The sequence below is a fragment of the Magnetospirillum fulvum MGU-K5 genome (genome assembly GCF_000442515.1).
In the GTDB taxonomy this organism is placed as follows: domain Bacteria; phylum Pseudomonadota; class Alphaproteobacteria; order Rhodospirillales; family Magnetospirillaceae; genus Phaeospirillum; species Phaeospirillum fulvum_B.
In genome coordinates, this window is record NZ_AQPH01000004.1 from 40885 (window position 1) to 55011 (window position 14127).

Sequence of the window (14127 nt, forward strand, 5' to 3'; positions counted from 1 at the left end):
GTGCTCTCCCGGATCGTCTCCGCTTCGTCGCGGATCGGCGGTTACAGTTTCTCGATGCGGATCAGGCGCGGCGGTTCGGCGACCGAGGACAGGCCGTTGATCCGCGCCACGGCGCGCAACATCGCCGCTTCGTCGGTTTCGTGGACCGTCATCACCACCGGCACCGTCTGGTTGGGGGCGCGGCCACGCTGGATGATCTGTTCCATCGAGACCTTCTCGTCGCGCAAGGCGGCGGCGATGTCGGCGAACACGCCGGGCTCGTCCTTGACCATCAGGCGGATGTACCAGGCGCTGCGGCCGGTGCCGCGCGAGGCGGCCGGGCGCGGCTCCAGCCGGTCGACCGGAACGCCAAAGGTGGGGCCGACGCGGCCAGTGGCAAGGTCCATCAGATCGGCAACCACCGCCGAGGCGGTCGGGCGCGCTCCGGCACCGCGGCCTTCCAGCACGGTGCGGCCGACGAAATCGCCCTCGGTAACGATCGCGTTGAACGGGCCTTCGACATGGGCCAGCGGGAAGCTGAGCGGCACCATCGCCGGATAGACCCGGCACTCGACCGCCTTTTCGCTGGTGATCGAGGCGACGCCCAGCAACTTGATCCGATAGCCCAGTTCCTGGGCATAGCGGATGTCGAGCGCGCTGACGTGGCGGATACCCTCGCAGGTCACCGCGTCGATCGAGACCGGCATCGCAAAGGCGAGGCTGGCCAGGATCGCCAGCTTGTGGGCGGTGTCGATCCCGTCGATGTCGAAGGTCGGATCGGCCTCGGCATAGCCCAGCGCCTGGGCTTCGGCCAGGACGTCGGCGAAATCGCGCCCGGTGTCCTGCATCGTCGACAAGATGAAATTGCAGGTGCCGTTGAGGATCCCCATCACCGTGGTGACGTGGTTGCCCGCCAGCCCTTCGCGCAGGGATTTGATGATCGGAATGCCGCCGCCGACCGAGGCTTCGAAGCCGATATTGGCCCCGGTCTGCTCGGCCAGACGGGCCAGTTCGACGCCGTGATGGGCGATCATCGCCTTGTTGGCGGTGACGACGCTCTTGCCGCGTTCCAACGCGGCGCGGACGACGTCAAGGGCAACGCCGCTGGCGCCGCCGATCAGTTCGACCAGCACGTCATACTCGGCCTCGCGGGCCAGCACGCGGGCGTCGGTATAGAACTGCACGCCGTCGAGCGCCAGACCGGCCGGGCGCTCCAGCGCCGAGGCGGCGACGATCTCCAGCCGCCGTCCGGCGCGTCCGGCCAGCAGATCGGCCTGCTCGGTCAACAGCTCAACGGTGCCGCCGCCGACGGTGCCAAGGCCCGCGATCGCGATCTTCAGAGGAGAGGACGTCATCGGTCGGTTCCTGCGCGCTGTTTTTCCGAGGACTCGATCAGCGTGTCAGCGCTGGCGAGGAAAGTCTTGATGTTGCGCACCGCCTGACGGGTGCGGTGACGGTTTTCGACCAGCCCGATGCGGACGAAGCCGTCGCCATATTCGCCGAAGCCGATGCCGGGCGCCACCGCGACCTGAGCGTGCTGCATCAGAAGCTTCGAGAATTCAAGCGAACCGAGATGGGCAAAGGCGGGCGGGATCGGGGCCCAGGCGAACATCGTCGCCTGGGGGCTGGGGATATCCCACCCGGCGGCGGCCAGACCTTCGATCAGCACGTCACGGCGATCCTTGTACATCGCCCGGATTTCATCGACGCAATCTTGCGGCCCGTTCAGCGCAGCGCTGGCCGCGACCTGGATCGGGGTGAACGCGCCGTAATCGAGATAGGATTTGATCCGGGCCAGGGCGGCGACCAGCGTCTTGTTGCCGGCGGCAAAGCCGATGCGCCAGCCCGGCATGTTGTAGGTCTTGCTCATCGAGGTGAACTCGACGGCGATGTCCTTGGCGCCGGGAATCTGAAGGATCGACGGCGGGGGTGGTACGTCGAAATAAATCTCGGAATAGGCCAGATCGGACAAAATCCAGATCTTGTGGAAACGACAGAACTCGACCACTTGGCCGTAAAAATCGAGATCGGCCAGCAAGGCGGTGGGGTTGCTGGGATAGTTCAGCACCAGCGCGATCGGCTTGGGCACCGAGTGGCGGACGGCGCGGTCGAGCGCCTTCAGGAACTCGGCATCGGGGGTCACCGGGACATAGCGGCACGAGCCGCCCGCGATGATGAAGCCGTAGGGGTGGATCGGATAGCTGGGGTTGGGCACCAGCACGATATCGCCGGGGCTGGTGATCGCGTTGGCGAGGTTAGCCAGCCCTTCCTTCGAGCCCAGGGTAACAATCGCCTCGGATTCGGGGTCGATATCGACGTTGAAGCGGCGCTGATAATAGCCGGATAGCGCCTTTCGGAGGCCGGGAATGCCGCGCGACATCGAATAGCGGTGGGCGCGGGGATTGCGCGCCGCCTCGATCAGCTTGTCAACGATGTGCGGCGGCGTCGGCTGGTCGGGATTGCCCATCCCGAAATCGATGATGTCGTCACCGGCGGCCCTAGCTCGGGCCTTCATCGCGTTGACCTCCGCGAACACATAGGGCGGAAGACGTTTAATACGATGGAAATCCTGCTCGATGCTCATGGCCGAACCTGCGGGTGACGGACGGGACGGGGCGCGTGTGGCCTCGGGAAAGGGGTCATGTTTAGCGCGGCGCGGTCGAAGAATCGACTGCTTTCTGGCCGTCCCATCCGTCAATCGTATGACATCATTGCCGCAATTCGGCTTTCGCCCCGCCCTGGTTGGCGCGGTAACGGGCTTGCTCGACCCTGCCGTTCGGCCTAGGCTCTGAGGATGGTTCGGACCGGAGCGGGAGAACGGGGATGTTCGAAGCGGCGGAACTGGGACGCAAGATTTCGCGGGAAGAGTTTGACGCCCTGGCGCCCTCGCTCCGCACCGAATTGCTCGATTTGCAGCAGCAACTGCGCGAGGCGGATTTTCCCGTCATCATCGTTTTTGCCGGGGTCGATGGCGCGGGCAAGAACGAAAGCGTCAACCTGATCAACGAATGGCTCGACCCGCGCTGGATCGTGACCCGGGCCTATGGCAAGCCCTCGGACGAAGAGGCCGAGCGCCCCGCCTTCTGGCGCTTCTGGCGCGATCTGCCGCCCAAGGGCAAGATCGGGCTGTTCCTGTCCTCGTGGTACCACGATCCGCTGATCGCCCGGGTCCACGGCCATGCGTCGGCGGTCGAGTTCGACGAATCGCTGCGGCCGATCATCCGGTTCGAAAAGACGCTGGCCGACGAAGGCGCGCTGATCCTCAAATTCTGGATGCATCTGTCGCGCCCGGCTCAGAAAAAGCGGCTGAAGAGCCTGGAAAAAGAGCCGCTGACGGCGTGGCAGGTCACCGAGACCGACTGGAAGCATTACGAGCTTTACGACAAGTTCGTTGCCGCCGCCGAGCGGATGATCATGCAGACCAGCAAGGGCCATGCCTCGTGGCGGATCGTCGAAGGGGCGGATTCCCGCTATCGCTCGGCGGTCGTGCTGCAAACGATCAAGGAGGCGATCACCGCCCATCTCGCCGCCCGCGCGGCGGCTCGCAAGGTCGCCGCCGAGATGAAGCAGGCGACCCGCGGCACGGATGAGGAGGCGACGGTTCCAGTGGCATTGCCGCCGCAGCCGACGATCCTGTCCTCGCTCGACATGACCCAGGCGATCGACAGCACCGCCTATGCCCATCTGTTCCAGGAGCAGCGGGCGCGGCTGGCCCATCTTTACCGCGCCGCGATCGAGGCGAGACTTTCCACCGTGCTGGTGTTCGAGGGCTGGGACGCGGCGGGCAAGGGCGGCACCATCCGCCGCCTGACCAATGCGCTGAACGCCCGCGATTATCAGGTGATCCCGATCGCCGCCCCCACCGAGGAAGAGCGCGCCCAGCATTATCTGTGGCGGTTCTGGCGTCACATCGCCCGCGCCGGACGGGTGACGGTGTTCGACCGCTCCTGGTATGGCCGGGTTCTGGTCGAGCGGGTCGAAGGGTTTTGTTCAGAAGAGGCGTGGCGGCGGGCCTATAACGAGATCAACGATTTCGAAGAGCAATTGACCTGCCACGGCATCGTGTTGTGCAAATTCTGGCTGCACATCACTTCGGAGGAGCAGTTGGCCCGCTTCACGGCGCGGGGCGAGATCGATTACAAGAAGTGGAAGCTGACCGACGAGGATTGGCGCAATCGCGGCAAATGGTCCGAGTACGAGCAGGCGGTCAACGATATGGTCGAACGCAGCTCGACCAGCGCCGCGCCCTGGACCCTGGTCGAGGCCAATTCGAAATCCTTTGCCCGGGTCAAGGTGATGCAGACCGTCGCCGACGCCCTGGAAAAAGCGCTGGATCGGCTGGAGAAGCACAAGAAATAATCCCGGCCCGGCCGCCTTGGTCGGGGCCGGTCCTTCCGTCGCCCGCACCGGCGCGGTATATAGGGGCGATGAGCGCGATCGGTCGGCCGACCGACGTGGCCGATGCCCTTTGCGTCCCCCCTTCCAAAAATGTCCGGCGGGCTTTATGGTCCGGCAGCTTCAGGATAAACCGATCGCCATGACCAAACTGACCCACATCCGCAATTTTTCCATCGTCGCTCATATCGACCACGGAAAATCCACCCTGGCCGACCGGCTGATCCAGTCTTGCGGCGCCGTCGAGGCGCGCGACATGAAGGAACAGATTCTCGATTCGATGGATATCGAACGCGAACGCGGCATCACCATCAAGGCCCAGACGGTGCGCCTGATGTACCGCGCCCAGGATGGTGAAACCTATCAGTTGAACCTGATGGACACGCCCGGCCACGTCGATTTCGCCTATGAGGTGTCGCGCTCGCTGGCGGCGTGCGAAGGCTCGCTGCTGGTGGTCGATGCCAGTCAGGGGGTCGAGGCCCAGACGCTGGCCAACGTCTATCATGCGCTGGACGCCGGGCACGAAGTGGTGCCGGTGCTGAACAAGATCGACCTGCCCGCCGCCGAGCCGGAGCGGATCAAGCAGCAGATCGAGGACGTGATCGGGCTGGACACCACCGACGCGGTGATGATCTCGGCCAAGACCGGGCTGGGCATCGGCGACGTGCTCGAAGCGCTGGTCAAGCGCCTGCCCGCACCGGAAGGCGAGATCGACGAGCCGTTGCAGGCTCTGCTGGTCGATTCCTGGTACGATTCCTATCTGGGCGTCATCATTCTGGTCCGCATCAAGAATGGTGTCCTGAAGAAGGGCCAGAAGATCCGGATGATGGCGACCGGGGCGGCCTATCAGATCGATACGGTCGGCTATTTCACCCCCAAGATGATTCAGTGTGCCGAGCTGAAGCCGGGCGAGATGGGCTTCTTCACCGCCGGGATCAAGGCGGTAGCGGAGACCAAGGTCGGCGATACCGTCACCGACGACAAGCGCCCGGCTTCCGAACCGCTGCCCGGCTTCAAGCCCAGCGTGCCGGTGGTGTGGTGCGGATTGTTCCCGATCGACGCTGCCGATTACGAAGATCTGCGCGATTCGCTGGCCAAGCTGCGTCTGAACGACGCCAGCTTTCAATACGAACCCGAAACGTCGGCGGCGCTGGGCTTTGGCTTCCGTTGCGGCTTCCTTGGCCTGCTCCATCTCGAAATCATCCAGGAGCGGCTGGAACGCGAGTTTAACCTCGATCTGATCACGACCGCGCCGTCGGTGGTGTACCGCGTCCACCTGACCAACGGCGAATTGCACGAATTGCACAATCCCGCCGATATGCCCGACCAGGGCCGGATCGAGCGGATGGACGAGCCGTGGATCAAGGCGACGATCATGGTCCCCGACGAATATCTCGGGCCGGTGCTGACGCTGTGCACCGAACGGCGCGGCCAGCAGCTTGACCTCACCTATGCCGGGGCGCGGGCGATGGCGGTCTATCGTCTGCCGCTGAACGAAGTGGTGTTCGATTTCTATGACCGGCTGAAATCGATTTCGCGCGGTTATGCCAGTTTCGATTACGAAATCGATTCCTATACCGAAAGCGATCTGGTCAAGGTGTCGATCCTGGTCAATGCCGAGCCGGTCGATGCGCTGTCCTTCATCGTCCACCGCGCCAATGCCGAAGCGCGCGGGCGCGGCATCTGCCAGCGGTTGAAGGAGCTGATTCCGCGCCAGATGTTCCAGATTGCGATCCAGGCGGCGATCGGCGGCCGCATCGTCGCCCGCGAATCGATCAGCGCGCTGCGCAAGGACGTTACCGCTAAATGCTACGGCGGCGACGCCACCCGTAAGCGCAAGCTGCTCGAGAAGCAGAAAGAGGGCAAGAAGCGGATGCGTCAGTTCGGCAAGGTCGAAATTCCGCAAAGCGCCTTCCTCGCCGCGCTCAAAATGGGTGACGATTAGACCGGTTCCGACGGGGCCGTTCCTCCCCTTGCGACCGGGTGGGAGGGCGGCTTCGCCAACTTTCCGTTGGGGGGCGGAGGGGGAATAGGGTAAAACAACAGTCCGTTCCTTTCCTGTTCTTCTGGAGCCATGGTGAAACCGCTGCTGCTTGACGACCGACTGGGTACGCTTCCGGATTATCCGTTTGCGCGGCTGACCGCCTTGCTGGGCGCGCCGTCGGGACCGGGGGCAACAGTGATGTCGATCGGCGAGCCGCAGCACGCGCCCCCGCCGCTGGCTGCCGAGACGCTCGCCCGCCATGCCGGGCTGTGGAACAAATATCCGCCCGCGACCGGCACCGAGGCGTTCCGCCACGCCGTCGCCGGGTGGCTGGGCCGCCGCTATGATCTGCCCGCCGGTCTGGTCGATCCCGACCGGGCGATTTTGCCGGTGGCCGGCACCCGCGAGGCGCTGTTTCTGATCGCCCAGGCGGTCTGTGGTCGCCGCGACGATGGCACGCCGCCGGTGGTGTTGCTGCCCAACCCGTTCTATCAGGTTTATGCCGGAGCGGCGGCGATGGCCGGAGCCGAGCCGGTGTTCGTGCCCAGCGCCGACGGTCCGACCGGACTGCCCGATTATTCGACCCTGCCGCCCGCTTTGCTGGAGCGGACCGCGCTGGCCTATCTGTGCAGCCCGGCCAATCCCCAGGGCAAGGTCGCCGATACCGCCCTGCTGGAACGGACGATCCAGGCGGCGCGGCGCTATGGCTTTGTCCTGGCCGCCGACGAATGCTATTCCGAGATTTGGGATCAGGCCCCGCCGCCCGGCGCGCTGTCCGTCTGCGCGACGCTGGGCGAGGGGCTGTCCCATGTCGTCGTGTTCAATTCGCTGTCGAAACGCTCCAGCCTGCCCGGTCTGCGTTCGGGCTTCGTTGCCGGGGACGAGCGGGTGATCGCCGCGTTCGCGCGCCTGCGCTCCTATGGTGGGGCGGCGACGCCGTTGCCGGTGCTGGCCGCCGCGACCGCTTTGTGGAACGACGAAGACCACGTTGTCGTCAACCGCGACCTCTACCGCGCCAAGACCGATATCGCCGAACGGCTGCTGGGCGGCCGTTTCGGCTTCGTCCGTCCCGAAGGCGGCTTCTTCCTCTGGCTCGATGTCGGCGATGGCGAAGCGGCGGCGAAGATTCTGTGGCGCGAGGCGGCGATCCGGGTGTTGCCCGGTGCCTATCTTGCCGGGACCGGGGCCGACGGGTCCAATCCGGGACAGCGTTATATCCGGGTGGCGCTGGTCCACGATCTTCAGACCACCGAGACGGCACTGTCCCGTCTCGGCGCGTTGCTCGACGGCTAACGCGATGGCGGCGGCTCCTGTCCGCAAGTCCAAGAGCCGGGGCGGCTTTCTGCCGCGTGGTTCGGTCGAATTCCTCCGCCGCCGCCTGACCCAATCCGGCGGTCTGGTGTTGATTGCGCTTGCCGCCGCCTTGGGCACGGCGCTCGCCAGTGCGGATTCCCACGATCCCAGCATTAACACTGCCGCCGAAGGGCCGATCCACAATCTGCTCGGCCGTCCCGGTGCGACGCTGGCCGATTTGCTGTTGCAGACGGTGGGCTGGGGTGCGGCCGGGCTGATCCTTGCCGCCCTGGTGTGGGGCGGGCTGATCCTGATCCGCGCCGTGCCGCCCCGCGCCTGGGCGGCCCGACTGGCGGTGTTGCCGTTGGCGATGGTGGCCTTGGCGGTAACTCTGGCGGCGTTGCCGCTGGCCGAATCCGAGGCTTTGCCGGCCGGATGGGGCGGCGCGCTCGGTCATTTGATCTCGGACGGATTGATCGCGCTGTTGCCCGACGGATTGGACGCCGTGGTCGGGTCCGGCGCGGCGCTGCTGGCGCTGGGGTTGATGTTGTTCGTCGTCGGTCTGTCGCCGGGCGAATGGATCGGGCTGTTCCGCCGGTTCCCCGCCACTCTGCTGCGGCTGGTCAGCGCGGCGATTCCGGCGCGGCGGGGATCGCCGGTGGCGCGGACGATCCCGACCCAGGCTCCGGCTCAGGCTGCCGCGCCGCCGCATCCGATCCCCCAGCCCTATCCGTTTGCTCCGGCGGATGAAGAGGAGATCGACGACGAGGACGAAGATCGTTCCGATGCCGTTCCGGTTGTGCCGATCGCCCCGCCCCGCCCGGCTCCTGCCGCTGCCCGGCGCGAGCCGCCGCCGACCCGTCCGATTGCCACGCCGTCGGCAACCTATCAATTGCCGCCGCTGACCCTGCTGACCCCCAGTCCGGAACAAGGCGGTCCCCGCTTCAATCCCGAGGGGTTGACCCAGAACGCCCGGATGCTGGAAGCGGTGCTGGAAGATTTCGGCGTCAACGGCAAGGTGGTCAAGGTTCGCCCCGGCCCGGTGGTGACGCTGTACGAACTCGAACCCGCGCCGGGGACCAAGACCAGTCGGGTGATCGGTCTGGCCGACGACATCGCCCGCTCGATGAGCGCGCTGTCGGTGCGGATCGCCACCATTCCCGGTCGTAGCGTGATCGGAATCGAACTGCCCAACGCCCGGCGCGAAACGGTCTATTTGCGTGAGTTGCTGGCTTCGGAGCCGTTCGAAAAGGTTCCGGCGCGGCTGACCCTGGTGCTGGGCAAGGATATCGGCGGCGGCCCGGTGATGGTCGATCTGGCCCGGATGCCGCATCTTCTGATCGCGGGCACCACCGGCTCGGGTAAGTCGGTGGCGATCAACACGATGATCCTGTCTCTGCTGTACCGGCTGCCGCCCGAAGAATGCCGGGTGATCATGATCGATCCCAAGATGCTGGAATTGTCGGTCTATGACGGCATTCCCCATCTGCTGGCCCCGGTGGTGACCGAACCGGGGAAGGCGGTACTGGCCCTGAAATGGGCGGTGCGCGAGATGGAAGATCGCTATCGCGCGATGAGCCAGTTGGGTGTCCGCAATATCGCCGGGTACAACAACCGACTGCTTGAGGCGCGCGGGCGTGGCGAGGTGCTGACCCGGACCGTTCAGGTCGGTTTCGATCCCGAGACCGGCAAGCCGCTCTACGAAGACCAGACCCTGGCGCTCGAACCGCTGCCCTTCATCGTCATCATCGTCGATGAAATGGCCGATCTGATGCTGGTCGCGGGCAAGGAGATCGAGGCGGCGGTGCAGCGGCTGGCCCAGATGGCCCGCGCCGCCGGGATTCATCTGATCATGGCGACCCAGCGTCCTTCGGTCGATGTCATCACCGGAACGATCAAGGCCAACTTCCCTACCCGCATTTCGTTCCAGGTCACCTCGAAGATCGACAGCCGCACCATCCTGGGCGAACAGGGGGCCGAGCAATTGCTGGGTCAGGGCGACATGCTCTACATGGCCTCGGGCGGGCGGATCACCCGCGTCCATGGTCCGTTCGTTTCGGATTCCGAGGTCGAGACGGTGGTCGAATTCCTTCGCGCTCAGGGCGAACCGACCTATATCGAGGCGGTGACCGAGGAAGAGGCCAGCCCCGGCGCGGGTGGTGGGGCTGAAGGCGGCTCCGGCGACGATCTGTACGATCAGGCGGTGGCGCTGGTGATCCGGGAAGGCAAGGCCTCGACCAGTTTTGCCAGCGGCACCTTCAGATCGGCTATAACCGCGCCGCCCGGCTGGTCGAGCGGATGGAAGCCGAAGGGGTGGTCAGCCGCCCCAATCATGTCGGCAAGCGCGAGGTTCTGGCCCGCGGCGGAGGCGAGTATTGATGAAAGGCGACACCATGACCCGGGACAGGTTCCGGACGATCTTCCTGGCGCTGCTGCTGGGGTTGGCGCTGACCACCGGCGCGGCGGTGGCGGCCGAACCGAAGGCGGTGCCGCTGTCGGCCGATGACCGCGCCGATGTCGTTCGCGCCGAGGACTATCTGAACGCGATCACCACGCTCAAGGCCCGCTTTCTCCAGACCTCGCCTAACGGCGTTTCGGTCGAAGGCGATGCCTATCTGTCGCGGCCCGGCCGGTTGCGGATGCAATACGATCCGCCCAGCCCGTTGCTGGTGGTCGCCGATGGCAGCTTTCTGATCGTTCACGACCGCGAGCTGGGCGCGCCCAGTTATATTCCGCTCGGCTCGACCCCGGCCGGGATGCTGGTGCAGCCTAATTTGCGCCTGACCGGCGGCTCGGTCACGGTGACGCGGGTGGCGCGGCTGCCCGGTGTGGTGCGGATTTCGGCGGTCGAGACCGAAGACCCGAGCTCGGGCGAGATCACCCTGGTGTTTTCCGACCGCCCGTTCGAATTGCGCCAGTGGCAGGTGCGCGACGCCCAGCATCAGGTGACGACGGTGTCGCTGTTCGAAAGCCGGACCGGCGTGACGCTCGATCCCAAGCTGTTCAAGTTCGTCGATCCCAACATGACGAAATCGCCTCTCAACCTGAACGATCATTAAGCCGGAGCAGAGCCGCTTTCGCGCCTCGCTCGCCCTGCTTCATGTCGATTGGGCATGTAAGCCATGCCGAGGTCAGGGATGCGTTAAGGGGCGCGACGGCCTACCTCTTATGGATCGAGACCGGGCCGTTTTCACCGGCGGCCCGGTTGCGGCGGGGCGCTTCCCCTCCCTCCGCGCACGCCCCCGCCGCACGCTCCCCCCCAAGGAGCGCGACGCCCGGCTATCCCCCATGGCCGGGCGTCCCCTCGGTTTATCCCCATGCTCTCCCCCTTGATCGGGATGGAAAATTCCGGTTTGAGGGCTGGATTTGGGGCCGAGTCTGTGCAATATGATCTCCCGCCCCGTCCCGGACCCTGTGGAGGATTTCTATGACTGTTCGCGTTGCCATTAATGGCTTCGGCCGCATCGGCCGCCTGGTGTTGCGAGCCATTGTCGAATCGAAGCGCAGCGATATCGAAGTCGTCGGAATCAACGACCTGGGGTCGGCTGAGGCCAACGCCCATCTGTTGAAGTACGACTCGGTTCACGGCGTTCTTGCCAACGAGATTTCGGCCACCGCCGATTCGATCACGATCGACGGCAAGGCGATCCGCGTCATCGCCGAACGCGACCCGGCCCAGCTGCCGTGGAAAGAACTGAACGTCGATGTGGCGCTCGAATGCACCGGGCTGTTCACCAAGCGCGATAAGGCGGCCGCGCATCTGACCGCCGGTGCGAAGCGGGTTCTGGTGTCGGCCCCGGCCGACGGTGCCGACCTGACCGTCGTCTATGGCGTCAATCACGACAAGCTGACCCGCGATCACCTCGTGGTCTCGAACGGTTCGTGCACCACCAATTGCCTTGCTCCGGTGGCGCAGATCCTCAACGAGCTGGGCGGCATCAAGCACGGCTTCATGACCACCGTCCACGCCTTCACCGGCGATCAGCGCACCGTCGACACCCTGCACAAGGATCTGCGTCGCGCCCGTGCCGCCTCGCTGTCGATCATCCCGACCTCGACCGGCGCGGCCAAGGCGATCGGTCTGGTTCTGCCGGAACTGGCGGGCAAGCTGGACGGAACCTCGGTCCGCGTCCCCACCCCCAACGTCTCGATGATCGATCTCGTCGTCGTCACCGAACGTCCGGTCACCGCCGAGCAGATCAATCAGGCGATGGCCGACGCCGCCAAGGGCCGCCTGAAGGGCGTGCTCGGTGCCGAATCCGCCGAACTGGTCAGCGTCGATTTCAACCACAACCCCAATTCCTCGACCTTCGATCTGACCCAGACCAAGGTCATCGACGGCACCTTCGTCCGGGTTCTGTCCTGGTACGACAACGAATGGGGCTTCTCGAACCGCATGGCCGACACCGCGATTGCCATCGCCAAGCTGATCTGACGCGAAAGGATCGCCGCGATGTTTCGTACTCTCAATCAGCTGAACGTCAGAGGGAAGCGCGTCCTGGTCCGCGCCGACCTCAACGTTCCGGCCAAGGACGGAATCGTCACCGACGCCTCCCGGATCGAGCGCTCGGCCGCGACCCTTTGCGATCTGGCCCGGCGCGGCGCCCGCGTCGTGGTGATGAGCCATTTCGGCCGCCCCAAGGGCGTCGATGCCGCCTTCTCGATGCGCTTTCTGGTCGATCCGCTGTCACAGGCGGTCGGTCAGACCGTGCTGTGGGCCGACGATTGCGTTGGCCGCGACGCCGCCCGGTTGGTCGGATCGTTGCGCGACGGTGAAATCTGCCTGCTGGAAAACGTCCGCTTCCATCCCGAGGAAGAGGCGAACGACCCCACTTTCGCCCGTGAACTGGCGGCGCTCGGTGATTTCTACGTCAACGACGCGTTTTCCTGCGCCCATCGCGCCCACGCCTCGACCGAGGCACTGGCTCACCTGCTGCCGTCGGCGGCCGGTCTGCTGATGCAGGCCGAGCTTGAGGCCCTGGGGAAGGCGCTGGAGAAGCCCGAGAAGCCGGTGGCCGCGATCGTCGGCGGGTCGAAGGTTTCGACCAAGCTCGATCTGCTCGGCAACCTCGTCACCAAGGTCGATTATCTGATCATCGGCGGCGGCATGGCCAACACCTTCCTGTTCGCTCAGGGTAAGGCGGTGGGCAAGTCGTTGTGCGAGCGCGAGCTGGCCGATACTGCCCGCGAGATTCTCGACAAGGCGCGCGAGGCCCATTGCCACATCGTCCTGCCGGTCGATGTCGTGGTGGCCGACCGTTTCGGCGAGAATGCCGAGACCCAGGTGGTCAGCGTCGATGCGGTGCCGGAAGATCAGATGATCCTGGATGCCGGCCCGGCGTCGGCCGAAGCGATCATTGATCGCCTGGGCGGCTGCAAGACCCTGGTGTGGAACGGCCCGCTCGGTGCGTTCGAGATCGTGCCGTTCGACAAGGCGACCAACGCGGTCGCGGTGTGGGCGGCGGAGCGGACCGTTCAGGGTCGCCTGTTGACCGTCGCGGGCGGTGGCGATACCGTTTCGGCCTTGGCCAAGGCGGGCGTCGAAGCCAAGTTCTCGTATGTCTCGCTTGCGGGCGGTGCCTTCCTCGAATGGCTCGAAGGCAAGGAACTGCCCGGTATCGTTGCGTTGTCCCAGGGGGCCTGATCCCAGGTTCCCGTCACTCGCTTCCCCTCTTCCGCCTGGGCGGGAGAGGGGTACCGGAGTCCGTTCCGTCATGAAGGTCCATTTCATCGGGGCCGGACCCGGAGCCCCCGACCTGATCACCGTTCGGGGACTCAACCTGATCCGCCGCTGCAAGGTGGTGCTGTATGCCGGGTCCCTGGTCCCGCGCGAGGTGATCGCCGAAGCCCCTGCCGATGCCCGGATCGTCGATACTGCTCTGATGGAGCTGGATCAGATCGCCGCCGAATTTTCCGCCGCCCGCGATGCCGGTCTGGATGTTGCCCGGCTGCATTCCGGCGATCTGTCGATCTACAGCGCAATTGGCGAACAGATGCGGTGCCTTGATGATTTGGGCATCGAGTATGACGTCACTCCCGGCGTTCCGGCCTTTGCCGCCGCCGCCGCCGCCCTGGCGACCGAACTGACCCTGCCGGGAATCAGCCAGTCGCTGGTGCTGACCCGCACCACCGGGCGGGCGACCCCGATGCCGGACGGCGAGACCCTGGCCACGATGGGGGCCAGCGGCGCCACCCTGGCGATCCATCTGTCCGTTCATAACATCGCCCATGTCGTCGCCGAGCTGACCCCGCGTTACGGTGCCGATTGCCCGGTTGTGGTTGCCTTTCGGGTCGGCTGGCCCGACCAGCGTCTGGTGCGGGGCTGCCTTGCCGATATCGAGGGCAAGGTCGCCGAATCCGGGGTGACGCGGACCGCGCTGATTTTGGTCGGCCGCGTTCTCGGGGCGAAGGATTTCAAGGATTCATGCCTTTATTCCCGCGGTCATGGTCGAACCGCCGAACAGCTGGCCTGAACG

The 14127-nt window shown here is 65.4% G+C and carries 9 protein-coding genes and 1 pseudogene; 8 read left to right on the forward strand and 2 right to left on the reverse strand.

The annotated features are described in order from the left end of the window. Nucleotides 1–41: 41 nt before the first annotated feature. Nucleotides 42–1334, reverse strand: coding sequence for a homoserine dehydrogenase (locus K678_RS01980; RefSeq protein WP_021130783.1), 1293 nt, complete (start codon nt 1332–1334; stop codon nt 42–44). After that, nucleotides 1331–2563: an LL-diaminopimelate aminotransferase gene (locus K678_RS01985; protein ID WP_021130784.1), complete on the reverse strand. Its 1233-nt coding sequence runs from the start codon at nt 2561–2563 to the stop codon at nt 1331–1333. Before K678_RS01985 ends, K678_RS01980 begins: the two co-directional genes overlap by 4 nt. A gap of 239 nt (nt 2564–2802) precedes the next feature. Here K678_RS01985 and pap point away from each other — a divergent pair, with 239 nt between their 5' ends. The 8 genes and pseudogenes from pap to cobM all read left to right on the forward strand — a co-directional run bounded on the left by pap (nt 2803) and on the right by cobM (nt 14124). Continuing rightward, a complete protein-coding gene (gene pap, locus K678_RS01990) occupies nt 2803–4338 on the forward strand; it encodes a polyphosphate:AMP phosphotransferase (RefSeq protein WP_021130785.1) in 1536 nt (511 codons plus the stop codon). Nucleotides 4339–4516: 178 nt separating this feature from the next. Next, nucleotides 4517–6319, forward strand: a complete 1803-nt coding sequence (gene lepA, locus K678_RS01995) for a translation elongation factor 4 (RefSeq protein ID WP_021130786.1) — start codon at nt 4517–4519, stop codon at nt 6317–6319. A gap of 129 nt (nt 6320–6448) precedes the next feature. Further along, complete coding sequence (locus K678_RS02000) at nt 6449–7651, forward strand: aminotransferase class I/II-fold pyridoxal phosphate-dependent enzyme (protein WP_021130787.1); 1203 nt, start codon at nt 6449–6451, stop codon at nt 7649–7651. A gap of 4 nt (nt 7652–7655) precedes the next feature. Then, nucleotides 7656–10030, forward strand: a pseudogene (locus K678_RS02005) (FtsK/SpoIIIE family DNA translocase). A gap of 14 nt (nt 10031–10044) precedes the next feature. Then, nucleotides 10045–10710 carry a LolA family protein gene (locus tag K678_RS02010; RefSeq protein WP_021130789.1) on the forward strand — a complete coding sequence of 222 codons (666 nt, stop codon included), beginning with the start codon at nt 10045–10047 and terminating at the stop codon, nt 10708–10710. A gap of 368 nt (nt 10711–11078) precedes the next feature. Further along, entirely contained in the window at nt 11079–12086 is a 1008-nt protein-coding gene (gene gap, locus K678_RS02015; RefSeq protein WP_021130790.1) for a type I glyceraldehyde-3-phosphate dehydrogenase, read from the forward strand. An 18-nt stretch (nt 12087–12104) separates the two neighbouring features. Then, nucleotides 12105–13295, forward strand: coding sequence for a phosphoglycerate kinase (locus tag K678_RS02020; protein WP_021130791.1), 1191 nt, complete (start codon nt 12105–12107; stop codon nt 13293–13295). A gap of 70 nt (nt 13296–13365) precedes the next feature. Further along, nucleotides 13366–14124: a precorrin-4 C(11)-methyltransferase gene (gene cobM / locus K678_RS02025; RefSeq protein WP_021130792.1), complete on the forward strand. Its 759-nt coding sequence runs from the start codon at nt 13366–13368 to the stop codon at nt 14122–14124. Nucleotides 14125–14127: the final 3 nt, after the last annotated feature.